Source organism: Nioella sediminis (assembly GCF_001879695.1).
GTDB classification, from domain to species: domain Bacteria; phylum Pseudomonadota; class Alphaproteobacteria; order Rhodobacterales; family Rhodobacteraceae; genus Nioella; species Nioella sediminis.
On sequence record NZ_MNBL01000111.1, the window covers coordinates 1 to 22,903 of the forward strand.

The 22,903-nt window shown below is 62.7% G+C and carries 23 protein-coding genes; 10 read left to right on the forward strand and 13 right to left on the reverse strand.

From position 1 onward, the window contains the following. Positions 1-2 precede the first annotated feature (2 nt). Both BKY26_RS13740 and BKY26_RS13745 read right to left on the reverse strand, forming a co-directional pair. Positions 3-1,073, reverse strand: a complete 1,071-nt coding sequence (locus tag BKY26_RS13740; RefSeq protein ID WP_083431456.1) for a DUF2235 domain-containing protein — start codon at positions 1,071-1,073, stop codon at positions 3-5. Then, positions 1,054-3,357, reverse strand: a complete 2,304-nt coding sequence (locus BKY26_RS13745) for a xanthine dehydrogenase family protein molybdopterin-binding subunit (protein WP_071690959.1) — start codon at positions 3,355-3,357, stop codon at positions 1,054-1,056. Before BKY26_RS13745 ends, BKY26_RS13740 begins: the two co-directional genes overlap by 20 nt. Before the next feature lie 154 nt (positions 3,358-3,511). Between BKY26_RS13745 and BKY26_RS13750 the strand changes: the two genes are divergently transcribed. Together BKY26_RS13750 and BKY26_RS13755 are read left to right on the forward strand one after the other, a co-directional pair. Continuing rightward, entirely contained in the window at positions 3,512-6,328 is a 2,817-nt protein-coding gene (locus BKY26_RS13750) for a valine--tRNA ligase (protein ID WP_071691001.1), read from the forward strand. Between the two features lie 78 nt (positions 6,329-6,406). After that, positions 6,407-7,513, forward strand: a complete 1,107-nt coding sequence (locus BKY26_RS13755) for a pyridoxal phosphate-dependent aminotransferase (RefSeq protein ID WP_071691002.1) — start codon at positions 6,407-6,409, stop codon at positions 7,511-7,513. Between the two features lie 88 nt (positions 7,514-7,601). Here the strand turns inward: BKY26_RS13755 and BKY26_RS13760 are convergent, their stop codons facing one another. Both BKY26_RS13760 and BKY26_RS13765 read right to left on the reverse strand, forming a co-directional pair. Then, positions 7,602-8,792, reverse strand: a complete 1,191-nt coding sequence (locus tag BKY26_RS13760) for a pyridoxal-phosphate-dependent aminotransferase family protein (RefSeq protein ID WP_071690960.1) — start codon at positions 8,790-8,792, stop codon at positions 7,602-7,604. Positions 8,793-8,846: 54 nt separating this feature from the next. After that, positions 8,847-9,536 (reverse strand): TIGR04283 family arsenosugar biosynthesis glycosyltransferase, encoded by a 690-nt coding sequence (locus BKY26_RS13765; protein ID WP_071690961.1) that lies wholly within the window; start codon positions 9,534-9,536, stop codon positions 8,847-8,849. A gap of 70 nt (positions 9,537-9,606) precedes the next feature. Here BKY26_RS13765 and ygfZ point away from each other — a divergent pair, with 70 nt between their 5' ends. Continuing rightward, on the forward strand, positions 9,607-10,371 hold the full coding sequence (ygfZ, locus tag BKY26_RS13770) for a CAF17-like 4Fe-4S cluster assembly/insertion protein YgfZ (protein ID WP_071691003.1): 765 nt from the start codon (positions 9,607-9,609) through the stop codon (positions 10,369-10,371). On the opposite strand, the gene BKY26_RS13775 is transcribed toward ygfZ, so the two are convergent. Further along, on the reverse strand, positions 10,345-11,181 hold the full coding sequence (locus BKY26_RS13775) for an EamA family transporter (protein WP_071690962.1): 837 nt from the start codon (positions 11,179-11,181) through the stop codon (positions 10,345-10,347). The genes ygfZ and BKY26_RS13775 overlap by 27 nt on opposite strands. Positions 11,182-11,254: 73 nt before the next feature. Next, on the reverse strand, positions 11,255-11,956 hold the full coding sequence (locus BKY26_RS13780; RefSeq protein ID WP_071690963.1) for a DUF2161 domain-containing phosphodiesterase: 702 nt from the start codon (positions 11,954-11,956) through the stop codon (positions 11,255-11,257). Positions 11,957-12,109: 153 nt separating this feature from the next. Between BKY26_RS13780 and rpmB the strand changes: the two genes are divergently transcribed. From rpmB to BKY26_RS13795, 3 genes are all read left to right on the forward strand, one after another. Further along, positions 12,110-12,397 carry a 50S ribosomal protein L28 gene (gene rpmB, locus BKY26_RS13785; protein ID WP_071690964.1) on the forward strand — a complete coding sequence of 96 codons (288 nt, stop codon included), beginning with the start codon at positions 12,110-12,112 and terminating at the stop codon, positions 12,395-12,397. Between the two features lie 106 nt (positions 12,398-12,503). Continuing rightward, positions 12,504-12,851, forward strand: a complete 348-nt coding sequence (locus BKY26_RS13790) for a hypothetical protein (protein WP_071690965.1) — start codon at positions 12,504-12,506, stop codon at positions 12,849-12,851. A gap of 41 nt (positions 12,852-12,892) precedes the next feature. After that, positions 12,893-13,402 carry a copper chaperone PCu(A)C gene (locus BKY26_RS13795; RefSeq protein ID WP_071690966.1) on the forward strand — a complete coding sequence of 170 codons (510 nt, stop codon included), beginning with the start codon at positions 12,893-12,895 and terminating at the stop codon, positions 13,400-13,402. 96 nt (positions 13,403-13,498) lie between these two features. Here BKY26_RS13795 and BKY26_RS13800 read toward each other — a convergent pair whose 3' ends face one another. Both BKY26_RS13800 and BKY26_RS13805 read right to left on the reverse strand, forming a co-directional pair. Continuing rightward, entirely contained in the window at positions 13,499-13,948 is a 450-nt protein-coding gene (locus BKY26_RS13800; protein ID WP_071690967.1) for an invasion associated locus B family protein, read from the reverse strand. An 89-nt stretch (positions 13,949-14,037) separates the two neighbouring features. Further along, on the reverse strand, positions 14,038-14,727 hold the full coding sequence (locus BKY26_RS13805) for an NAD-dependent deacylase (protein ID WP_071690968.1): 690 nt from the start codon (positions 14,725-14,727) through the stop codon (positions 14,038-14,040). 46 nt (positions 14,728-14,773) lie between these two features. Between BKY26_RS13805 and BKY26_RS13810 the strand changes: the two genes are divergently transcribed. Beyond that, positions 14,774-15,211 carry a low molecular weight protein-tyrosine-phosphatase gene (locus BKY26_RS13810; RefSeq protein WP_071690969.1) on the forward strand — a complete coding sequence of 146 codons (438 nt, stop codon included), beginning with the start codon at positions 14,774-14,776 and terminating at the stop codon, positions 15,209-15,211. 2 nt (positions 15,212-15,213) lie between these two features. Here BKY26_RS13810 and BKY26_RS13815 read toward each other — a convergent pair whose 3' ends face one another. Together BKY26_RS13815 and BKY26_RS13820 are read right to left on the reverse strand one after the other, a co-directional pair. Then, positions 15,214-15,516, reverse strand: a complete 303-nt coding sequence (locus BKY26_RS13815; RefSeq protein ID WP_071690970.1) for a hypothetical protein — start codon at positions 15,514-15,516, stop codon at positions 15,214-15,216. A 125-nt stretch (positions 15,517-15,641) separates the two neighbouring features. Beyond that, positions 15,642-16,694, reverse strand: a complete 1,053-nt coding sequence (locus tag BKY26_RS13820) for a Leu/Phe/Val dehydrogenase (protein ID WP_071690971.1) — start codon at positions 16,692-16,694, stop codon at positions 15,642-15,644. A gap of 130 nt (positions 16,695-16,824) precedes the next feature. Here BKY26_RS13820 and BKY26_RS13825 point away from each other — a divergent pair, with 130 nt between their 5' ends. Continuing rightward, complete coding sequence (locus BKY26_RS13825; protein WP_071690972.1) at positions 16,825-17,292, forward strand: Lrp/AsnC family transcriptional regulator; 468 nt, start codon at positions 16,825-16,827, stop codon at positions 17,290-17,292. A gap of 21 nt (positions 17,293-17,313) precedes the next feature. Here BKY26_RS13825 and BKY26_RS13830 read toward each other — a convergent pair whose 3' ends face one another. After that, complete coding sequence (locus tag BKY26_RS13830; protein ID WP_071690973.1) at positions 17,314-18,144, reverse strand: hypothetical protein; 831 nt, start codon at positions 18,142-18,144, stop codon at positions 17,314-17,316. Positions 18,145-18,399: 255 nt separating this feature from the next. Between BKY26_RS13830 and lepA the strand changes: the two genes are divergently transcribed. Beyond that, positions 18,400-20,199 carry a translation elongation factor 4 gene (lepA, locus tag BKY26_RS13835; RefSeq protein WP_071690974.1) on the forward strand — a complete coding sequence of 600 codons (1,800 nt, stop codon included), beginning with the start codon at positions 18,400-18,402 and terminating at the stop codon, positions 20,197-20,199. 106 nt (positions 20,200-20,305) lie between these two features. Here lepA and BKY26_RS13840 read toward each other — a convergent pair whose 3' ends face one another. After that, complete coding sequence (locus tag BKY26_RS13840) at positions 20,306-21,769, reverse strand: P-loop ATPase, Sll1717 family (RefSeq protein ID WP_071690975.1); 1,464 nt, start codon at positions 21,767-21,769, stop codon at positions 20,306-20,308. Positions 21,770-21,873: 104 nt separating this feature from the next. Here BKY26_RS13840 and BKY26_RS13845 point away from each other — a divergent pair, with 104 nt between their 5' ends. Then, entirely contained in the window at positions 21,874-22,056 is a 183-nt protein-coding gene (locus BKY26_RS13845) for a hypothetical protein (RefSeq protein WP_071690976.1), read from the forward strand. 71 nt (positions 22,057-22,127) lie between these two features. Here the strand turns inward: BKY26_RS13845 and BKY26_RS13850 are convergent, their stop codons facing one another. Next, a complete protein-coding gene (locus BKY26_RS13850; protein ID WP_083431459.1) occupies positions 22,128-22,889 on the reverse strand; it encodes an alpha/beta fold hydrolase in 762 nt (253 codons plus the stop codon). Positions 22,890-22,903 lie beyond the last annotated feature (14 nt).

Here is a 22,903-nt window from a genome sequence, read left to right on the forward strand (position 1 = left end):
GCCTATCCAATCCGCAGCGCCCCGTCCGACATTACCGGCAACCCGGCCTGACGCGCGGCGGGCAGGGCGCTTGGATGCACCCTTTCGGACCGGTCCAGCCCAATCCGCCGCTTGCGGCGCAGCACGAAGATCCGGCTCCAGCCGCGCATGGTCCCGACCGAGGGCGCACCCGGATCGGTCAGGTAGCGGCTGCGCCAATGGGGCGGCAGGGGCAGACCGCAATGTTCCGCCTCTCCCAGCATCCAGGCCAGCGGGATATTCGCCAGCGGTCGTGCCGCCTGCCAGTCACCAAGCTGGCCGCCCACATCCCCGTGGGTGCCGCGAAACCACATCTGGATCACATCGCCCTCACGCCCTTCGGGCAGGGTCCACATGACGGGTGCGTAGACATCGCGGGTTTCGTCCATTGCCAGCGCGTGGCGCCCGTGGCGGGTCGAGGGGCCCAACTCGTGGCTGTGAAACTCATGCGCTTGCGGGGCCAGTCGCCAAAGCAAAGGCCAGCGCAGCCCGAGCGCGCGCACCGTGTCATAGACACCCACCATCTCGATCCGTACCCGGTCATGACAGCGCGCGGCGCGGAAGGCGCGGGCCTGCTGGCTGTCCGGCGCCTCCTGATACAGGCAATAGAGCCGCTCCAGCGCCTCTTCACTGATCTGCGCGGGCCGCAGCAACCCCAGTTTGTCGATCAGCCCCGCCAGTGACCGCACCGCGAAGGCGCCGCGCGAATAGCCCATCAGGAAGATCCGGTCGCCGGGGTGGTAGTTGCGGGCCAGGAACAGATAGGCGCGCTTGATCTGGCGGTTGATCCCGACCCCGGCCAACACCTCGACCGAGCGTTTGACCCCGCGCCACTGGATTCCGGGCTCGTAATACAGCATCACATTGGCCGATTGGGGCAGTTCCGAGAGCAGCCGATAGGTCAGGCCGATATTGGTCTCCTGACCCCGGCGCAGGGTAGACATGGTGCCATCGAGCAGCACCACATGGGTGCAGGCGGGCCGAACATCCGGCAGGCGCGGTTCCTCGTTGCGAAACCCGCGCCAGAAAGACCATTTACCCCTGATCGGTGCCAATCGCGCCCTTTGCCTCCTCGATCATCTGCCAGACACGATGCGGCGTGAACGGCATATCCGCAACCCTGACCCCCACGGGCCACAGCGCATCCTGAACCGCGTTCGCCACTGCCGCCATCGCGCCGATGGTCCCCGCCTCGCCACAGCCTTTCATGCCGAGCATGTTGGTCTCGGTCTCGGTCGGTTCCGAGTGGAAGTCGAAGAACGGGAAATCCCCGGCGCGCGGGATGCCGTAATCCATGAAACTTGCCGTCAGCAACTGCCCGTTTTCATCGAAGACCACCCGTTCGTTCATCGCCTGTCCGGCCCCCTGCGCAATGCCACCGTGAATCTGCCCTTCGACCAGCATCGGGTTCATGAGGTTGCCCAGATCGTCGGTCACAGTGTAGCGCTCGATGGTTAACAAACCGGTGTCGGGGTCGATCTCCACCTCCGCGATGTGGCAGCCATTGGGGAAGGACCGGCCCGCGTTGCGGATTTCCTTCTGGGCCACCAGCAGATCGGCGCGCCCCTCCGCCTCGGCCCGTTCGGCCAGTTCCATCAGACCTACGACCGTGTTCGACCCCGGTGCGCGGAAGACGGCCTCTTCTGGATCGAACCGCGCACCCTCGGCGCCAATCACCTCCTCTGCGAAGGGCAGAAGTCCCTCCAGCAGCAGGTCAGAGGTCGCGTATATGGCCGAGCCTTGTACCGTGACCGACCGAGACCCGCCGGTGCCGCCGCCCCTGGCGATTTGGTCGCTGTCGCCCTGCACGATTTCGATCTGGTCGAGTGCCAGCCCCAACCTGTCGCGCAGCAGCTGTTTATAGACCGTCTCATGCCCCTGACCCGCCGATTGTGTGCCGACATAGACCTTGGCCCCGCTCCCGGTCAGCTCCACCTTTGCGGTTTCCATCGGCTGGCCCAAGATGGCCTCGATGTAATAGCACAGCCCCTGACCGCGCAGCTTGCCCTTCGCGGCACTTTCGGCCCGGCGCGCGTCGAACCCGGCGGTGTCGGCCTCCCGCGCGGCCCGGTCCATCGCCCGTGCGAAATCGCCTGAGTCATAGAGTTCACCTGCCGCCGTCCTGTAGGGCATCTGCCCCGGTTTGATGAACGCACGACGGCGCAGCTCCATCGGGTCCACCCCCAGAACCCGCGCCGCATGGTCCATCGCGCGTTCCAGCACATAGATCGCCTCGGGCCGACCGGCCCCGCGATAGGCGTCGACCTGAGTCGTGTTGGTGAACACCGCCTTGTTGTTCATATAGGCCGCCTGCACGTCATAGACTCCGGGAAAGACGTGGGAAAACAGGCGGCTCTGGATGATCTGGGCGAAGCCCGACACATAGGCCCCCACGTTCGAGACCGTGTGCAGGCGATAACCCGTCAGCTTGTAATTGGCATCGAAGGCCAGTTCCGCCGTGCAGGTCAGGTCGCGCCCGCCATTGTCGGACAGCATGGATTCCGTCCGGTCGGCCATCCAGCGGACAGGCTGGCGCAGTTCCCGCGCCGCGAAGGACAGCAGGAAATGTTCCGGGTAGCGCATGGTTTTCATGCCGAAGGCCCCGCCTACATCGGGCGTGGTCACATGTACAATCTCGGGATCGACCCCGAGCCACGCAGATATCTCGGCCTTCTTCGTCCACACCCCTTGCCCGTTCTCGCAGACATGCAGGCGCTCGCCCTGCATCTCGGCATAAATCGCGCGCGGCTCCATGCTGGCGCACATGATCCGATTGTCTTCCACCGTGACCTTGACCACATGGGCCGCGTCCGTCAGGGCCTTGTCTGCGGCCTCTTTGTTGCCAGCCCCCCAGGAATAGCACAGGTTCCCCGGTGCTTCGGGGTGGATCTCCGGCCCGCCAATGGCGACATCCAGCTTCGGCTCCAACTCGTCGAAGTCCAGCACGACCAGTTCCGCCGCATTGCGTGCTGCCACCATGGTCTCGGCCACGATGAACACCACGGGTTCGCCCACGAAGCGTACCCGGCCTTCGGCAAGGATCGGGCGGCGCGGGGCGGCGGCCTTGCCCCCGTCTTCGGTGTCGATCACCGTGAAGTGGATGGAATTGGCCAGCCCCGCCGCCGCCAGATCCGCCGCCGTCACCACCAGATGCACACCGGGCACGTCCCGCGCCTCCGACACATCCAACTCGGCGATCTCCGCATGGGCCACCGGGCTGCGCAGCAGATAGCAGTGCAGCGCCCCCTCCGGCGCGATGTCGTCCACATAGCGCCCCTGACCCGTCAGGAACCGCTGATCCTCTTCCCTCGTGACCGACTGGCTGCTTCCGAATTTCATGACCTGCTCCGACTTGCCTCGCCTTCATAGGTATCAAGCCGGTGGCAACTGTCCAGCCCACGCGATTTCACCGCAATTCCCTGCCCGTGCCCTTGGCCTTTGCCCGCGAAGCGGATAAGTCACCCTCAAGCTTAGAACATGGGACATGCAGGCGATGGAAAAGACCTTTAACGCCGCCGAGGCCGAACCGAAAATCCTGGCGAAATGGGACGAGGCGAATGCCTTTGCCGCTGGTGCTAATGCCAGCCGGGACGAAACCTTCTGCATTATGATCCCGCCGCCGAATGTGACCGGCAGCCTGCATATGGGCCATGCCTTTAACAACACGTTGCAGGATATCCTGGTGCGCTGGCACCGGATGCGGGGCTTCGACACGCTCTGGCAACCCGGCACCGACCATGCGGGCATCGCCACCCAGATGGTGACCGAACGCGAGATGGCCGCGAATGGCGAACCCTCGCGCCGCGAAATGGGGCGTGAGAAATTCCTCGACCGGGTCTGGCAACAGAAGGTCAAATCGCGCGGCACCATCATCGGGCAGTTGAAGCGCCTCGGCGCCTCCTGCGACTGGTCGCGCGAGGCCTTCACCATGGGCGGGGCAGAGGGCGACCCGGATCGCGGCAACCACGCCAATTTCCACGATGCCGTGATCAAGGTCTTCGTGGAGATGTACAACAAGGGCTTCATCTATCGCGGCAAGCGGCTGGTGAACTGGGACCCGCATTTCGAGACCGCGATTTCCGATCTGGAGGTCGAGCAGGTCGAGGTGAATGGCAAGATGTGGCGCCTGCGCTACAAGCTGGATGGCGGCGAGACCTACGAACACCCGATCGAATTCGACGAGGAAGGCAACCCGACCGACTGGGAAACCCGCGATTACCTGACCGTCGCCACGACACGGCCTGAAACGATGCTGGGCGATACCGGCGTTGCGGTTCATCCCGAGGACCGGCGCTATGCCCACCTCATCGGCAAGACCGTGACGCTGCCCATCTGTGGCCGCTCCATCCCGATCGTGGCCGACGAATATGCCGACCCCGAAAAGGGCACCGGCGCGGTCAAGATCACACCGGCGCATGACTTCAATGACATGGAAGTGGGCAAGCGCACCGGCCTGCGCGCCATCAACGTCATGACCACCCGCGCGGCGATGTTCCTGCGCGGCAATGACGACTTCGCGGAGGGCTGCCCGGCAGACATGATCGGCGCGGCCATCGAACGCTATGACGGCATGGACCGCTACGAGGCCCGCGATGCCATCGTGACCGAGGCGCGCGACAACGGTTGGCTCGACGGGATCGACGAAGACAAGCACATGGTGCCCCATGGCGACCGGTCCAAGGTGGCGATTGAACCCTACCTGACCGACCAGTGGTTCGTGGATGCCGCCAAGATCGTCGGCCCGGCTTTGGACGCCGTTCGCAAGGGCATGGCCGCGCAGGAGGCAGGCGAATTCGACGAGGCCGCAGGCTATACCCGCATCCTGCCCGAACGCGACGCCAAGACCTATTACCACTGGCTGGAGAATATCGAGCCGTGGTGCATCAGCCGCCAGCTGTGGTGGGGGCACCAGATTCCGGTTTGGTATGACGACGACGGCAACGAATACTGCGCCGCGACCGAGGACGAAGCAGTCGTCATGTCGGGTGGCAAGGCCCTGACACGTGACGAAGATGTCCTCGACACCTGGTTCTCCTCCGGTCTCTGGCCCATAGGCACGCTTGGCTGGCCCGAGGAAACCGAGGCCTACGCCAAGTATTTCCCGACCTCGACGCTGATCACCGGCTTCGACATCATCTTCTTCTGGGTCGCCCGGATGATGATGATGCAACTGGCCGTGGTCGACCAGATCCCCTTCCACACGGTCTATGTCCACGCCCTCGTGAGGGACGAGAAGGGCAAGAAGATGTCCAAGTCGCTTGGCAACGTTCTGGACCCGCTGGAACTGATTGACGAATACGGCGCGGATGCGGTGCGCTTCACGCTCGCCTCCATGGCCGCCATGGGCCGCGACCTGAAGCTGTCCACGCAGCGCATCGCGGGCTACCGCAACTTCGCCACCAAGATCTGGAACGCCGCCCGTTTCGCCGAGATGAACGAGTGCAAACCGGTGCCGGGCTTCGACCCCGCGGGCGTCACCCAGACCGTCAACCGCTGGATCGTGGGCGAAATCGCCCGCGCCCGCGTCGCCCATGACGCGGCACTCGATGCCTACCGGTTCAATGACGCGGCCAACGGGCTCTATGCCACCGTCTGGGGCAAGGTCTGCGACTGGTATCTGGAATTCGCCAAGCCGCTCTTCGCCTCGGGCGACGAGGCGGTGATCGCGGAAACCCGCGCCACCATGGCCTGGGTCATCGACCAGTGCCTTGTGATGCTGCACCCCACCATGCCCTTCGTCACCGAAGAGCTGTGGGGCCAGATTGCGGACCGCGAAAAGCTGCTGGTCCACACCGACTGGCCGACCTACGGCGAAGAGCTTGTCGATGCCGAAGCCGACCGCGAGATGAACTGGGTCATCGGCCTGATCGAAGCCATCCGGTCCGTTCGCGCGCAGATGCATGTGCCTGCCGGTCTCAAGGTGCCGCTGTTGCAGGCGGAACTGGACGCCAAGGGACAAGCTGCGTGGAACCGCAACGAAGCGATGATCCTGCGGCTGGCCCGCGTTGTCGGCGTGGACACCGTGGACACGCTGCCTAAAGGGGCCGTCACCATCGCCGTCGAAGGTGCGGTCTTCGGCCTGCCGATTGCCGACATCATCGACGTGGACGAGGAAAAGGCGCGGCTGGAAAAGGTGCTTGGCAAGCTGGCAAAGGAACTGGGCGGGCTGCGCGGACGGCTGAACAACCCGAAGTTCGCCGAAAGCGCCCCGGCAGAGGTGGTCGAGGAAACCCGCGACAATCTCGCCGCGCGTGAAGAGGAAGAGGCCAAGATCAAGGACGCGCTTGCGCGTCTGGCAGAGATTGGCTAACAGCCAGCCCTTCTGTTACAACCAGCGACGCGCGGGAAACCCTTGCGCGTCGCTTCGCTTTTGGGTTCTTCTCTTGCCATGATCGGTCCACGCTACACATCGCTCGTCCAGAGCCTCCCCGCCTCCGTCCCCTTTGTGGGCCCCGAAACCCAGGAACGGGCCCGCGGCGAGGCTTTTCGCGCGCGGCTTGGCGCCAATGAAAGCGTTTTCGGTCCATCTCCCAAGGCCAAGGCAGCCATCGCCGAAGCCGCGAATGAGGCGTGGATGTATGGTGACCCGGAATCCTACGATCTGCGCGCAGCGCTTGCGGCCCATCATGGTGTGGGCATGGAAAACATCGTGGTGGGTGAAGGGATCGACGGCCTGCTTGGTTATCTGGTTCGTCTGCTGATCAAACCTGGCGATGCGGTGGTCACTTCGGACGGGGCCTACCCGACCTTCAACTACCACGTGGCCGGGTTCGGCGGCGAGCTTCACAAGGTGCCCTATGCCGACGACCATGAAGACCCGCTGTCGCTGATCGCCAAGGCGCATGAAACGCGCGCCAAGCTGATCTATTTCGCCAATCCCGACAATCCCATGGGCAGTTGGCACGACGCGGACACCGTACAGCATCTGATCAATTCGGTGCCCGAGGGCTGCCTTCTTGTGCTGGATGAGGCCTATTGCGACAGCGCCCCTGCCGATGCGATCCCGCCGCTTGATGCGAGCGACACCCGCGTGATCCGTATGCGCACCTTCTCCAAGGCTTACGGTCTTGCGGGCATGCGCGTGGGCTATGCCATCGCAGAGGCCGGGCTGATCACCGCCTTTAACAAGATCCGCAACCATTTCGGCATGAGCCGCGTGTCGCAGGCCGCCGCGCTAGCGGCGTTGGAGGACCAGGATTACCTGCGTGAAACGGTGGAGCGGATTGCGAACTCCCGCGACCAGATCGGCCGGATCGCACGGGACAACGGGCTGACACCGCTGCCGTCAGCAACCAATTTCGTGGCCATCGACTGCGGTCGCGACGGGGATTTTGCTCGGTCCGTGCTTCAGGGGCTGGTGGCGCGAGGAATCTTCGTGCGCATGCCGTTCACGTCCCCACAGGATCGCTGCATCCGCGTGAGTTGCGGGCGCGACGAAGATCTTGCAGCCTTCGCAGAAGTGCTTCCCGCCGCATTGGCAGAGGCGAACGACTAGGAAAAATCTTCTGGAAGATTTTTCAGGTCAGCAAAATTCTTCCAGAAGAATTTTGGGAAGGTCGGAAGAATTTTGGTTCAAAATTCTTCTATCCCTTTGCGATGACCTCAGCTGCTGCATCAAGTCCGCCCGGTCCGTGGGGAATGCGCAACGCGGTCATGCCCGCTTGTAGCGACCCAAGCACGCCCATGACCATATGCGCATTCACGTGTCCCATATGGCCGATGCGAAAGATGCCATTGGCGTCTTCTTCCGGTGCGCCAAGCGGAATGCCAAGCGTGATCCCCGCCTGCTGCTCCAGCCAGTGGCGCAGGCGCGTGCCTGCCACGCCCCCCATGCGAACCGTCGTCACCGCGTGCGAACGTTCTGCCGGGCCAGCGATATTCAGCTCGATATCGGTGTCTGTTCCCCATGCCTCGAACGCGGCCCAGACAGCCCCTGCCAGCACCTTATGGCGGTGCCAGACTGCCTCTAGCCCTTCTTCGTGCAGGATCATGTCCAAAGCCTCGCGCAGCCCATACAGGTGATGCGTTGGCGCGGTGCCGCAGAAATGCTGATAGTAGAGCGCCGGGTTCGCACGCGGGCGCCAATCCCAATAGGGCGTCACGAGGTCAGCCGTTTCGCGGGAGGCATCCGCCTTGTCGTTGAAAAAGACGAAGGACATGCCCGGCGGCACCATCAGCCCCTTCTGGCAGCCCGTCACCATCACGTCGACGCCCCAGTCATCCATGTGGAACTCATCCACTGCCAGGCAGGCGATATTGTCGGAAAACAGCAGCGCCGGGTGGCCGGTCTCATCCAGCACACGACGCAGGCCGGGAATGTCGTTCTTGACCGAGGAGGCCGTATCGACCTGCACCGCCAGTACCGCTTTGATCTTGTGGCTCGTATCGGCGCGCAGAGCCTCTGCCACGCGGTCCAGATCCACCGCCGCGCGGAAGCCGAAATCGATGATCTCGGTCTCGATCCCCAATCCGCGCGCCATCTCGCCCCAGCCTTGGCAAAACCGCCCGGTTCCGAGAATCAGGATGCTGTCGCCCCGTGAGAGGGTGTTGCACAGCGCCGCTTCCCAAGCGCCATGGCCGTTGGCGATATAGATCGCCACCTCATGTCGGGTCCGCGCCACCTGCTTTAGATCCGCAACGATGGTTGCGGTCATGTCCACCAACTGCCCCGTATAGATGTTGGGCGCAGGTCGATGCATCGCCTGAAGCACGCGGTCGGGCATGACCGAAGGGCCGGGAATGGCGAGGTAATGACGACCGTTGGCGAGGCTCATGTCGGGACCTTTCAAGAGGGCATGTGAAAGCGGTAGCCGCCCTCGCAGGCGGGGTCAATCGGTGCCGTGATAGCGCCGTGCAAGCCGCGCCGGATCGGCCCCCATCCGGTAGCGCAGCAGGGTGCCGAGGTTGCGCGCCCCGCGCCTCACCCAGCCCTCTGCCTCGTATCGCGCTGCCGATGTCCGCGCCTCCACCGGCACCATTACAAGCCGGTCTTTCAGGGCGCGCGCGATCGCCACATCTTCCATAAGCGGCTGGTCCGGGTAGCCGCCAACCCGGTCGTACTGCACCCGCGACAACAGCAGCCCCTGATCGCCATAAGGCAAGCCAAGCGCCCGCGTCCGCCAGTTGGCCCATCCTGCCACGCGCCGTGCGGCGCTCGCCTCGCTGCGGAAGGCGAGGCGGAAACAGGCCGCGCGGTCGGGGTTGCGGTTCATATGAGTCAAAACCGCTTCGCCCCATCCGGGGGCCAGATGCGTGTCGGCATGCAGAAACAGCAGCCACGGGGCCGACGCCGCCTGCGCCCCGCGCGCCAGTTGTCCGCCCCGGCTGGCCGGGCCGCTGACCCAGACTGCGCCCAGTTCCCTCGCGGCCTCTGCCGTTTCATCCGTGGACCCGCCGTCAGAGATCACCAGTTCGCGCACCAGCCCCATCTCCACCCCTTCCATCAGCGCCGCGGTGGTCGCCGCCAGCAAAGGTGCTGCGTTCAGGGTGGGGATGATGATGGACAGCGGCGCAGGCATCTTGCGAAAGCCCATGGTTCAGGACGGTCTGCCGTCCTATATGACGGGGAAGACGCGAAAGGAAACGTGGATGACCGGCGAAAAGGCAGAGAATCGCACCGTGTTGCGGATTGCAGGCAAGGATGCGCATCACTTCTTGCACGGGTTGGTGACGAATGACGCCCGGCCCGGTGCGCTCGTCTATTCTGCGCTTCTGTCTCCTCAAGGCAAGTTTCTGGCCGATTTCTTTCTGCTCGACCGGGGAGAGGATATCCTGCTCGACGTGGCCGGTGACCTTGCGCCGGGGCTGTTCCGGCGTCTCTCGATGTACAAGCTGCGTGCCGCCGTGACGATCGATGACAGCGGTTTGCCGGTGGCCCGTGGCCTTGCCGAGGTTCCGGACGGGGCCTTTGCCGACCCACGCCACAAGGCCCTCGGCTGGCGGGCCTATGGGATGGAGGGCAGCGCGCCGCAGATCGACTGGGACGCCATTCGCGTGGCCCATTGCATCCCCGAAACCGGCATCGAACTGATCCCCGAGGACAGTTACATTCTGGAGATGGGCTATGACCGGCTGCACGGGGTCGACCACCGCAAGGGCTGCTATGTTGGACAGGAGGTCACCGCGCGGATGAAACACAAGACCACCCTGCGCAAGGGGCTGGTCACGGTGGAGATAGATGGCAGCGTCCCCGTGGGCACCCCGATCATGGCGGGGGCCAAACCGGCGGGCACGCTCTTTACCCAATCGGGCGGGCGGGCCATTGCCTATCTGCGCTTCGACCGGGCAAAGGGCGACATGGCGGCGGGCGACGCGACCGTCCGGTGGTCAGAGCCGGGTCAGAACAACGCCTGAGACAATCAGAACGGCGGCAATGATCTTGCCCCGGTCCATCTTGTCGCCAAACAGCAGCCAGCCAAGCAGCACCGCAAACAGGATCGACGTTTCCCTGAGCGCTGCGACCAGCGCCAGCGGGGCAACCGTCATGGCCCAGACCGCAATCGCGTAGGCGGCAAAGCTCGCCGCCGCCGCGATCAGCCCCATGATCCAGTCCCGCCTGCTGGCCCGGATCACCTCGACCCCGCGCAGTGCGATGGCAGCGGGGGTGTAGAACAGCGCCGACAGCATCATCAGCCAGCCCACATATTGCAGCGGATCACCCGCCACACGCGCGCCCAACCCGTCGGCCAGCGTATAGCCCGCCGTGGCCATGGCCGAACCTAACGCAAAGGGCAACAACCGCCGCGATTCCCCGTTTGTGAAGACCCCGCGCGCCATGAAGGCGATGCCGAGGCCAAGGACCAGAACGCCCACATAGTCCATGACGCCCATAGGGTCGGACAGGAACAGCACGCTCACCACCAACACCATCATCGGCGCGGCCCCGCGCGCCAGCGGATAGACGCGGCTGAGATCCCCCTGTTCATAGGCGAAGGCGAGGAACAGCTGATAGGCCATATGGATCAGCCCCGAGGCCAGCAGCCACGGCCATGCCTCTGCCACCGGGAACGGTTTGGTCAGGGCGACGCCAAAGCCGATCGCCGCATGCCCCACCGACAGCAGGAACATCGAGGTCTGCTTGGACAGCCCCGTCTTGATGATGGCGTTCCAGCCCGCATGCAGCAAGGCCGCACCCAGGACCGCCAGAAGAACCGTGAGGGACATGTCGTGCTGCCTCGGCGAATGTAACGGTTATGTGACACAAGCCGCAGGCGAATGGAAAACCCAAAAAGGCAGGTCAGCAGGTATTCTCGGTCTCTGCCGTGCCGGAATGCGAGTCCGGCGCGCCATACGCGTTCAGTCCCTCCACCCCCTTGGGCGTCAACGCATAAACACCCTTCTCCACCTTCTCGAACCATCCATAGTGGTCGTCCCGCATCAGGGTCGTGGCCCGGTCCACCCCGGTGGCGGCCTTCACGTCCCGCCCCCGTGACGGGCCGTTTTCTACCAGATGGGCCGCGCACCGCAGCGCGTCCTGCCGGTAGGCGGTGACCAGTCCCACCCGCGTGGCCCCGCCGCTATTCGGGTCGCCGACACGCCGCGAAAACTCTCGCAGCAGCCGCTGGCGTTTCGGTTTCGAGATGCGCGGCGCATATGGCCCCGGATCGCAATGCGCCTCGACGAAGCCATCGCGCAGCCGCACGGTCAGCAGGCCAAGCCCCAAGCGGCGGCAGAGCGTCACGTTTTCCTTCAATGCCTTCTGAAATCCGCGCCCGTTGCCGCGCGGCACCGCCAGATAGACGAGGTCCGCCAGCGCCAGCCGCGCCACCCCCTGATGGAACAGCGCTAGCGAGAAACGGGTTTTCAGCTCCACGATCACCGGGTCTTCGCCCGGACGCAAGGCCACCACATCCGCGGCACCGACCTCGGATTTCACCTCGTAGCCCTGCCCTTCCAGAAAGGCTTTCACCGGCGGATAGAGATCGGTTTCCTTCACCATGGCGGCAGGCTATGACGGGAAACAGGGAAAGTCATCCCGGGCGGGGATGAATCGCTTGACACTGCCCGTGCAGCGCCGTATCCACCCGCCAGATTTGTAGGGGCGCTGACCGGCTCAGCGCCCTTGTCCGTTTCTGAGACCGAGGATAAGCACATGTCGCGCGTCTGCGAATTGACCGGAAAAGGCCCCATGTCTGGCAACAATGTCAGCCACGCCAACAACAAGACCAAGCGTCGGTTTCTTCCGAACCTGAACGACGTGACCCTCGGGTCCGAGGCGCTTGATCGCAGCTTCAAGCTGCGGATTTCGGCAGCGGCCCTGCGCTCCGTCGATCACCGTGGTGGTCTGGATGCGTTCCTGGCCAAGGCGAAAGACGAAGAGCTGTCGCCCAAAGCGCTGAAAATCAAGAAAGATATCGCGAAGGCCCAGGCAGAAGCCTGATCTTCCCCGATCCTTTCAGCACAGTTTCGCGGCCTCCGGCATCTGACCGGGGGCCGCGTCCTTTTTGCGCTTTGCAAGCGCCGCGACCCATGCCTATCTAGGCCACATGAACCGTCTGCTGAATCCCGCAACCGCGCTGCTGCTTGGTCTGGTACTTGCCATGACCTCGGTCAGCATGGCCGTGGCCCGTGGCGGGATGTCGATGAATGGCGCGATGATTCTCTGCATCGACGCAGGCCAGCAGGTCGTGCCCCTTGGCCCCGATGGGCAGCCGATTGAGGTGTCTCATGCCTGCCCCGATTGCATCATCGGCGCATTGGCCCTGACGGAACCGCAACCGCTGGACGCGCCGCAATGGCACATGGCGCGGCTCTATGCGCGGCCCTTCACGCTGCTTGTTCACGAAACCACTGTCCAGGGCGGGCAGGGGCGTGGCCCCCCATCCCTGATCTGATCCCGAATTTCCCTATTCCAATCAGATCAAGGAGACGACCGATGTCGTTCAAATCCACCCTTCTCGCGGGCGTTGCCGCCCTGTCCTTCGCCCTTCCCGCCTTTGCCGACGGTATCATGATCCACGACCCCTATGCGCGCGCGTCGGCGATGATGTCGCAATCGGGCGCGGCTTTCATGGAGATCATGAACCAGACCGACACCGATGATCGGCTGATTGACGCCCGGTCCGACGTGGCTGAACGGGTCGAGCTGCACACGCATCAGGAAGACGCAAATGGCGTGATGCGAATGATTCACGTAGAGGAAGGCTTCGCCATTCCCGCCGGTGGCAGCCACGCCCTGGCGCGCGGCGGTGACCACGTCATGTTCCTCGGCCTCAACCAGCCCTTCGAACATGGCGATGAGATCGAGGTGACCCTCGTCTTCGAACAGGCCGGTGAGATAACCGTGACCATCCCGATCGACCTGGAACGCAACCCAATGCGTCAGCAGATGCAGGGTCATGGCCAGATGAACCACGGCAACATGGGCAACGCGGCCTCTGACTAAGCCCTTGGGATAGGGCCGCGACGGTGCTGTCCCTCCCATAGTGGCCCTTGGCGGCGCGCCGCAGGTTCCATCCGGCGCGCCGTTCCAATTGAAACCCTATTGCATCAGCGCAATCGCGGCAGCCTGCGCCTCGGCGTATCCGTCCAGGCTGACCGTATGGGCAGAGCCGTCTGGAAAGACTGCGCCACCCGAGATGAACTCGGCCGATGTGTCCGGACCGGCATAGGTCAGCAATACCTCTTCAGCGCCGAAACCCTCTCCCTCCCGCATCATGCCATCACCGGGGACATGCCCGCGTCGCGTATAGGCGAAGTAGCCGAACGGATTGACGAACACGATCAGCCCATAGCGATCCTCGACGGCGCAATCGCGCGGATAGGACCAGCTGCCGGTGCCCACAGGTGTACACAGAACGCGCCAGTCGTCATGCACCGAGATCACGCGATAGGGGGTCAGGTCATAGCTTTCCAGACCGGCCTGCGCATGGACCGCCGTGCCGTGGGTGGTGAACAGCAGACAAAGGGCGAGGATGGAGTGGCGTTGCATGGGAAACCCTTTACGCATCTAAATATGTGTTTTCTATACACCATGTTGAGCGCGCAATCAAACCGTCTCACCGGCTTTTGAACGGGCCGCTATGCCAGCATCTCAGCCACCCAGTCCGGCACTGTGTCGGTGGCAGGCCCCGCAATCACCCGGTCGAACAGCCCCGGCAGGCGCGATGGCTCCAGGTTGATTTCCAGCGTCTCAGCCCCGGCGGCCTGCGCCTCCTGCACGAATCCCGCGGCGGGATAGACCTCGCCCGAGGTGCCGATGGACACGAACAGGTCCGCCTGCCACAACGCGTCGGCGATCTGGTCCATGTGATAGGGGATCTCTCCGAACCAGACGATATCCGGGCGCGTGCGCGGGGCCGCGCAGGCGGGGCAGGGGGCGTCGGGGTCCATCACCCGTGGCGCGGGCCAGCGATGGTCGCAGGCCGCGCAGAGCGCCCCGGCAAGCGCCCCATGCATATGCAGCACATTGCGGCTGCCCGCGCGTTCATGCAGGTCATCGACGTTTTGGGTGACGATCAGCAGCTCCCCCGGCCACTCCCGTTCCAGCCGCGCCAACGCGGTATGCGCAGCATTGGGCGCAGCATCCAGCGCATTGGCGCGGCGGGCATTGTAGAAATCATGCACCAGCCGGGGATTGCGGGCGAATCCTTCCGGCGTGGCAACCTCGTTCAAATCGTAGCGCGTCCAAAGCCCGTCCTTGTCGCGAAACGTGCCAAGCCCGCTTTCCGCAGAAATCCCCGCGCCGGTCAGGATGACAATGCGTTCCATTCAGCCCCCTTCCATGGCATCAAGGCACCGCAATGAAGGAGCCCCCATGACCAAGTCTATCCTCTGTGTCTGTCTGGGCAATATCTGCCGCTCCCCCACGGGCGAGGCGCTGCTGCGCGTGGCGCTGCCTGATGCACATATCGACAGTGCCGGAACCGCAGGCTGGCATGTGGGCAAGCCACCCTATGGCCCGATGCAGGCGGCGGCACGGGCGCGGGGCTATGACCTCAGCCAACAGCGCGCCCGTCAGGTCACGGCCGAGGATTTCCACCGCTTCGACCTGATCCTGGCGATGGACAGCAGCAATCTGAAGGATTTGCAGGCGATCCGCCCGGCGGATGCCACGGCAAGGCTGTCCCTGTACCTCGCCCCGCTGGATGGTGCGCCACGCGATGTGCCCGACCCATATTACACGCGGGATTTCGACGGGGTGTTGGACCTGATCGAACTGGCCGCAAGGGCCTGGGCCGAGAAGCTCGCCTGAGTTCAGCCGCACATCTGTTCGGCAGCTTCCCCGAAGGCCCTGTACCGGTCCCAGAATGCCTCGTCCCGATGGTTGTCGGACATGCGCAACTCTTCCGCTTCGTCCGGGTCGTCAAACAGTCGCGCGGCGCGGCGCTGTTCACCGAAATTCAGGGTCTGGCGCGCGGCGCTACCGATACAGGCGCAAAGCGACGGGTTCGCCGCCGTGCGGCCCGATGTCATACAGGCGCGTTCCACCGGGCTTGCCTCCAGAGGGGCGCCCACCACCATGAACGTGATCAGAAATGCCGAGAATGTCTTGCGCATCGCCCTGCCTCGCTTGCCCCGTGCAAGGGGTTGGTCCCCCCATCTGCATGTTAATCTGCCGAAAATACCCCCGCAGCGCAATCTCCCGGCGCGCAACGGGGGCAAAATGGGCGGAAAATGGCAGGTCAGGCGGCAGGGCGCTGCTGCATGCGGCTCAGAACGATATCGTCGGCCACCTTGTGCGGCGCCAACCCGCGCGTGGCGGCCTGAGTCAGGATCGCGTCAAGCGTCGCTTCGGCCTCGGCCAGCTTATCGGCGACGAAGCGCTCCCGGTCGCGGATCTTGAGGATCTCGGTCGCCACGTTGATGATGCCGCCCGCATTGGCCACATAGTCCGGCGCATAGAGGATACCACGCTTGTGCAGCGCTTCGCCATCGGCAGGGGTTGCCAGCTGGTTGTTGGCCCCACCCGCCACGGCCTGCACCCGCAGGGCCGGAATGGTGTCGGCATTCAGGATGCCACCAATGGCGCAGGGGGCGAGGATATCGGCCTCCACCTGCAGGATCTTGTCGACCGGCGCGAGTGCCGCGCCGAAGACCTGCGCCGCGCGGTCGCAGCGGGCGGGGTCGATATCGGCCACGATCAGCGACGCCCCGGCATCATGCAGCATCTCGGCCAGATACCAGCCCACATGCCCAAGGCCCTGCACCGCCACCTTGCGCCCGGTCAGGTCGCCCGATCCGAACCGGTGCCGCGCGGTACAACGGATCGCGTTGAAAATGCCGCGCGCGGTGATGGGCGAGGGGTCGCCGCTGGCAAAATCCCCATCCGGCAGACCGGCCACGAACTCCGTCCCACGCGCGATCACGGCCATATCGGTAGGGCTCATCCCCATGTCTTCCGCCGTCCAGTAGCGCCCTTTCAGCGCCGCGATGGCCCCGGCGAACCCCGCCAGCAGCGCCTCGGATTTCAGCACAGCCGGATCGCCCATGATCACCGCCTTGCCACCGCCCAAAGGCAGACCCGCCGCGGCGTTCTTGAAGGTCATCCCGTGGCTCAGCCGCAGCGCATCGGTCAGCGCCGCCTCCTCGCTGGCATAGGGCTTCATCCGCAAGCCGCCCGCTGCCGGACCCAACTGGGTGGAGTGGATGGCGATAAAGCCCACAAGCCCGGTCGCCACGTCTGAAACGCGCAAGACCTCTTCATGGCTGGGTGTCGGCAGGGTGGTGATCTGCATGGGGTGTCCTCCTCTTTGAGGGGGAGGATATCGTCAGATCAGGGGGGATTGACGCCAAATATCCGTTCCATGCGCCTGATGATTGGTGATATTCTCTGCCATCACCCTCTGATTCGAAGGATTCTCGCGGATGGACGACCTCGACCGCAAGATCGTCACCACCCTGCAACGCGATGGCCGCCTGCCGGTCACCGATCTGGCCGAACGTGTGGGCCTTTCCCCCACCCCCTGCGCCCGCCGCATGGCGCGGATGGAGGCCGAGGGCATCATCACCGGCTATGCCGCCCGCGTCAGCCCGGAAAAACTGGGATACCCCATCACCGTTTTCGTCTTCGCCGAACTGGAACGCCAGAGCCGTGACGCGCTGGAAGGGTTCGAACGCGCCATCCGCCGCTTCCCCGAAGTGCTGGAATGCCATCTGATGACCGGCAGCCGCGACATCCTGCTGAAAATCGCCGCCCGCGACCTGCGCAGTTTCGACAGCTTCCTCGAACACAACCTGATGAGCGTCCCCGGCATCCGCTCCACCCGCACCAGCTTTTCGCTGCGCGCGATGGTGGATCGGGAGATCAGCGCCGGGTCTTCGCTTGGACGCTGACAGGGCTTGGGATAAAACCGACTAACCAGTGATCCGGGCAATCCTCCGGGCAGCCAGTGCCGCGCCACCGACGGGCGCCCATTCGCCGCTTTCGATCCCGGTGGCGATGCGAAGCGTCACTGGCCACAAGGGCTGTTGCCCGTTCAGCAAGCCCTCATACCAATCGACCCAGAAGCCCCAGGTTTCCGGCTCTTTCCCAAGATGCGCTTTGCCCACCTCCCAGAGGTCAAGCAGCTCCGGCGGTGCTTCGAGGTCACTAGACCAAAGCGGCGGCCAGTCCTGCTTGGGGTCGTTGGCGTCGCGGGTGGCGGCGGCGTAGACCGCCGATGTCGCAGCCTCGGTGTGGGTTTCAATCTCGTCCGGCGCGCACTCCGCCCGTTCGGCCTGCACTGCCACAGCTTTGGAAATCGCAAGGGCCGAGTTGCTGATCGCCGAGCCCGACGCCCGTCTGAAACTCTCCAGAATGCCCGTCACGGCATCAAGGGTCGCCGACATGGCCCGTTCCGCCGCGCGATCCCCGTCGGCTGTCGCAGGATCGAACCCGCTCGCCGCTTCGCCAGACCAGTGTTCGAGGGCTGCCGAGACAATATCCAGCTCTTGTCCGGTCTTGACTGCGCCCTGCGTGTCCCGTGCTGCGGCAGCCGATGACAAGGCCAGCCCGAAGAGCGTGGGCAGGGCGATCACCTCTCTCATGTTGAAAGCGTCCGGGTCGTTTGCGTAAGCCGCGTCCCGGCACAGAAAAATCGCGGGAAAGGCCCGCAACGCCGCGCGTGACGCCACATAGCTGCGCGATTCCACTGGTTGAGCCTTGGCCCAGTCCTTGGCACCCCGTGCGTCGAAAATCTTGTCCATATCAAACCACCAGAACTCTCATCACAAAGCCCAATCATGGCCGGCCATGGCCGCGATGGCAAATTCCCTGTCGTGGCCCGCCGCGCACACAAATTGCGCCTTGATCCCAAACCGGTGCGAAAATTGGATGACTGTCTTTGAAACTTTGCCATTGAGAGAAGGGTGAAGCTGTCTGACACCTACCGGTCACAGGCGATTTCTCTGCCCAACAGACCCCATTGACCAAACCCCAAATCCCGCTCATATCCCACCCTCATGACCGACCTTGATCTCATCCGCAATTTCTCCATCGTGGCCCATATCGACCACGGCAAATCCACCCTCGCCGACCGGCTGATCCAGCTGACCGGAACGGTGGCTGAACGCGATATGCAGGCGCAGTTGCTCGACAGCATGGATATCGAGCGCGAGCGCGGGATCACCATCAAGGCCAACACCGTGCGCATCGAGTACCCGGCCAAGGACGGAAAGACCTATGTGCTGAACCTGATCGACACGCCCGGCCACGTCGACTTCGCCTATGAGGTCAGCCGGTCCATGCAGGCCGTGGAAGGCTCGCTGCTGGTCGTCGACGCCAGTCAGGGGGTCGAGGCGCAGACGCTGGCCAATGTCTACCAGGCCATCGACGCGGATCACGAGATCGTTCCGGTCCTCAACAAGGTCGACCTGCCCGCCGCCGAACCCGAGCGCGTGGCCGAACAGATCGAGGACGTGATCGGCATCGACGCCTCTGACGCCGTCCTGATCTCCGCCAAAACGGGCGTCGGCATCCCCGATGTGCTGGAGGCCATCGTCACCCGCCTGCCCGCGCCCAAGGGCGACCGCGACGCGCCGCTCAAGGCGATGCTGGTGGACAGCTACTATGACAGCTATCTGGGCGTCGTCGTCATCATCCGCGTCATCGACGGGGTGATCCGCAAGGGCGACCGCATCAAGATGATGAAGACCGGCGGGCGCTACCCCGTCGACCGGCTCGGCGTCTTCCGCCCCAAGATGCAGGACATCAAGGAACTGGGCCCGGGCGAGATCGGCTTCCTCACCGCCTCGATCAAGCAGGTGCGTGACACCCGCGTCGGCGACACCATCACCCATGAAAAGCACGGCACCGACACCGCGCTGCCCGGGTTCAAACCGGCGCAACCGGTGGTCTTCTGCGGCCTCTTCCCTGTGGACTCCGCCGAGTTTGAAGACCTGCGCGACGCGATCGAGAAACTGGCGCTCAACGACGCCTCCTTCAGCTTCGAGATGGAAACCTCCGCGGCCCTCGGCTTCGGCTTCCGCTGCGGTTTCCTTGGCCTGCTGCATCTCGAGGTCATCCGCGACCGCATCGAACGCGAATATGATATCGAGCTGATCACCACCGCGCCCTCCGTGGTCTACCATGTCCACATGAAGGACGGCACGGTGCAGGAGCTTCACAACCCCGCCGACATGCCCGACCTGACCTATGTCGACCATATCGAGGAACCGCGGATCAAGGCGACCATCCTCGTGCCCGACGACTATCTCGGCGACGTGCTGAAGCTCTGCCAGGACCGGCGCGGGATCCAGCTTGACCTCACCTATGCGGGCTCCCGTGCGATGGTCGTCTATGACCTGCCCTTGAACGAGGTCGTCTTCGACTTCTACGACCGGCTGAAATCGGTGACCAAGGGCTATGCGTCCTTCGATTACCAGATGGAGGGCTACCGCGAGGACCACCTGGTCAAGATGTCGGTGCTGGTGAACGAGGAACCGGTCGATGCGCTGTCGATGATGGTCCACCGCGACCGGGCCGAAATGCGCGGCCGCGCCATGTGCGAGAAACTGAAAGAGCTCATCCCCCGCCACATGTTCAAGATCCCGATCCAGGCCGCCATCGGCGGCCGCGTGATCGCGCGAGAGACCCTGTCGGCCATGCGCAAGGACGTGACCGCCAAATGCTACGGCGGCGACGCAACCCGGAAGCGCAAGCTGCTGGACAAGCAGAAAGCAGGCAAGAAGAAGATGCGCCAGTTCGGGAAGGTGGAGATCCCGCAATCGGCGTTTATCAATGCGCTGAAGATGGATAGCTGAGGCGGGTTGGCCTCACGTAGGGTGGGCAGTTCTGCCCACCTTTTAGCGACTTTGTGGTGGGCACGATGCCGACTCTACGCTAGCTGGAGACGAAAGCTGGACTTGCTCAATTGGAGCTTATTTGGTCCATTATCTCATGAACACTTTTGGGCTGAAGTGCCCAGCGGTAGGCTGGATGAACTTCCCACTTGTATCCAAAATCTACAAACTGACTCTGGAGCATTCTGTTTTGATCAAAGTGGGTCCACTTTTTTTCACCATCTGCATCATCGTTTCTCGCAATAATGAAGTCAATTTTGTATAGAAACTCTGCGACAGCTCGATCAGTTGCTGGTTTCCCATTACTAAAAAACAAATTGTTACTCTGCTTTATGTTCTTTATTTTTTGAATCAATTCATCATTCGTATACAGCCAGCGTTTTTCTTTCTCTATCTGGCGTTTGCTTGAGGGTCTCATGTTGTATACCAGTTGTTCAATTTGTGGCATCTCTGACTTAAATTCCAGAGTAAGATCAGTAATGCGACCGTGAGAGTAGTCTGAAAAAATACTCTCCAAATCGCTAGAAAGAATCTTATTGTGGCCTCGCTGGTATGCTTGGCGGGCCGCCGCAGTTAGGAGTTTGATAAGATCTCTAGGTCTATTTCTGTTCAGAGATAGCAGAACAATGTGAATTGGAGCCCCAGCCCAGTGCCCCTTGCCCACGGAATATCGCTCTTCGATAACGGGGTGAATCTCCTTTGCCAGCTCGCTCTGGCTCAATTTCCCAAGAACGGATGGATCAAACGATTTGCCAAAGTAGCTGGCAACTCGAAGGGCCATGACGGTGATAACGTCATGACGCGTCCACGACAAACGCACGACGTTACTTTCAACCTTGTCGGTACTTTCATCAGAGGTTCTATAAAGATAGTAAGCGTCACTTCTCAGGCCGATTCGGATTTTTAACCTTTGATCTTCGTTCGTAAGGTCTCTTGCTGCATTTACCAAAGCGGAGATATTGTTAATATCATCCTCCGTTGCCTTCCAGCCACGATCAATGTCATCAATGTAAACTCTAATTTCTCGATCTTGTGTAAAGTACTTGCGCAGTCGATCTAATTCTTGATCAACCTTCGCGCCGCTCGAAGTTAGTGTTTTCTGAACGAGGGCAGAAATAATTTGCTTGCCAGCATTCTGGAGCGTTATCTTTAATTCTCGGTCACCCTCAATGCCAAGACTGTCCAGGGCCTTATTGTATATGGCTCGACTAATAAGTATCTTATACCCACTTATTTTTTCTAAGAATGTCTTTGAAGTTGAATTTTCAAGAATAAGATCATTTGGCTGAATCCATAGTGAAAGCGTTCCCTTCTCTTGGTCCTCAAGGTGGGACATCCTTAGGAGGGCGCTCTTGCCAATTCCTTTGTGCCCGACAAGAATTCTTAGCGGTAAGGATGAACGAATGTTTTGATAACTCTTGTTCCTGAAGAAGTACTCCTTCAGCCGAGTGGGGTCTTCATCTTCTGCCGTGTCAGTTCCAAACAACCTGCGAATAGTTTCATCATCAAACTGAAGTGCCGCGCCAGACATACCCAACTCCAATAAAAAAATCCACTAAACTGTATCAGTGCTCCCGTATTTTGCAATGACCCAAATCAAAGCCCCCCGCCTCACCACCGGCTAGGACATCCCCCATGTCCTACCTCCTTCTCCTCCTCCACCTCTTCATCGGCGCCACCCTTGCGGGTGTGTTCCTCGTCATCCTTCTGGTGGCGGGGTCGGTCGGGATCTGGCCGATCGCCGGGGCCGTCGTGGCGGGCTTCCTGCTGGCCTTCCCCGTCGCAATCTACGTCGCCCGCGCCATGCAGGGGCGGTGATTTGTCTGCACAGGGGGTGTACGGGGGGTGTACAGGGGGTGTACGCATGGCACCCCCCTGTTTTTCGGGTCTCAGGCGTTCAGGAACGCCCGCACCGCCGCCTCGAATTCGCGCGGTTTGTCGGCATGCAGCCAATGCCCCGCACCGGGAATTTTCGCAAAGCGCGCCTTCGGGAAATAGCCCTTGATCGCGTCCCGATGCTCTGGGCGCACATAGTCCGACTCCGCCCCCGACAGCATGAAGACCGGCCCGTCGAACCGGCCCTCAACCCCCTCCGGCCAGCCCGTCGCCTTGCCCATGTCACGGTCCAGAACGTCATGGTTGAGCCGCCAGCGCCTGCCCTTAACATCCAGAGATTGCAGCAAAAAAGCACGAACACCCGCTTCGGGCACCGCCGCGCTCAGCTGCTCATCGGCATCGCGTCGCGTCTCAACCCGCGACAGGTCCACCGCGCGCATCGCGTCAATCAGGTGGCTCTGGCTGTGCCCGTAAGCCACCGGCGCGATATCGGCCACGACCAGCCGGTTCACCATCTCGGGCCGCGTCAGCGCCAGCATCATCGCGGCCTTGCCCCCCATCGAATGCCCCAGCACATCCGCCCGCCCGCCATGGGCAGCAATCACCTGAGCCAGATCAGCGGCCATATCGGGATAGCTATGCGTTGGCTGAAACGCGCTATCCCCATGATTTCGCATGTCAACGCCGATCACCTGCCGCTCGTCGGAGAGGCGCTTGGCGATGACGTTCCAGTTGCGGGCAGAGCCGAAGAGGCCGTGCACGATCAGAAGCGGCGGGCGGTCGGTGGGGTCACCGGTGAGATAAGTCGCGAGCATGGCCCCGGAATATC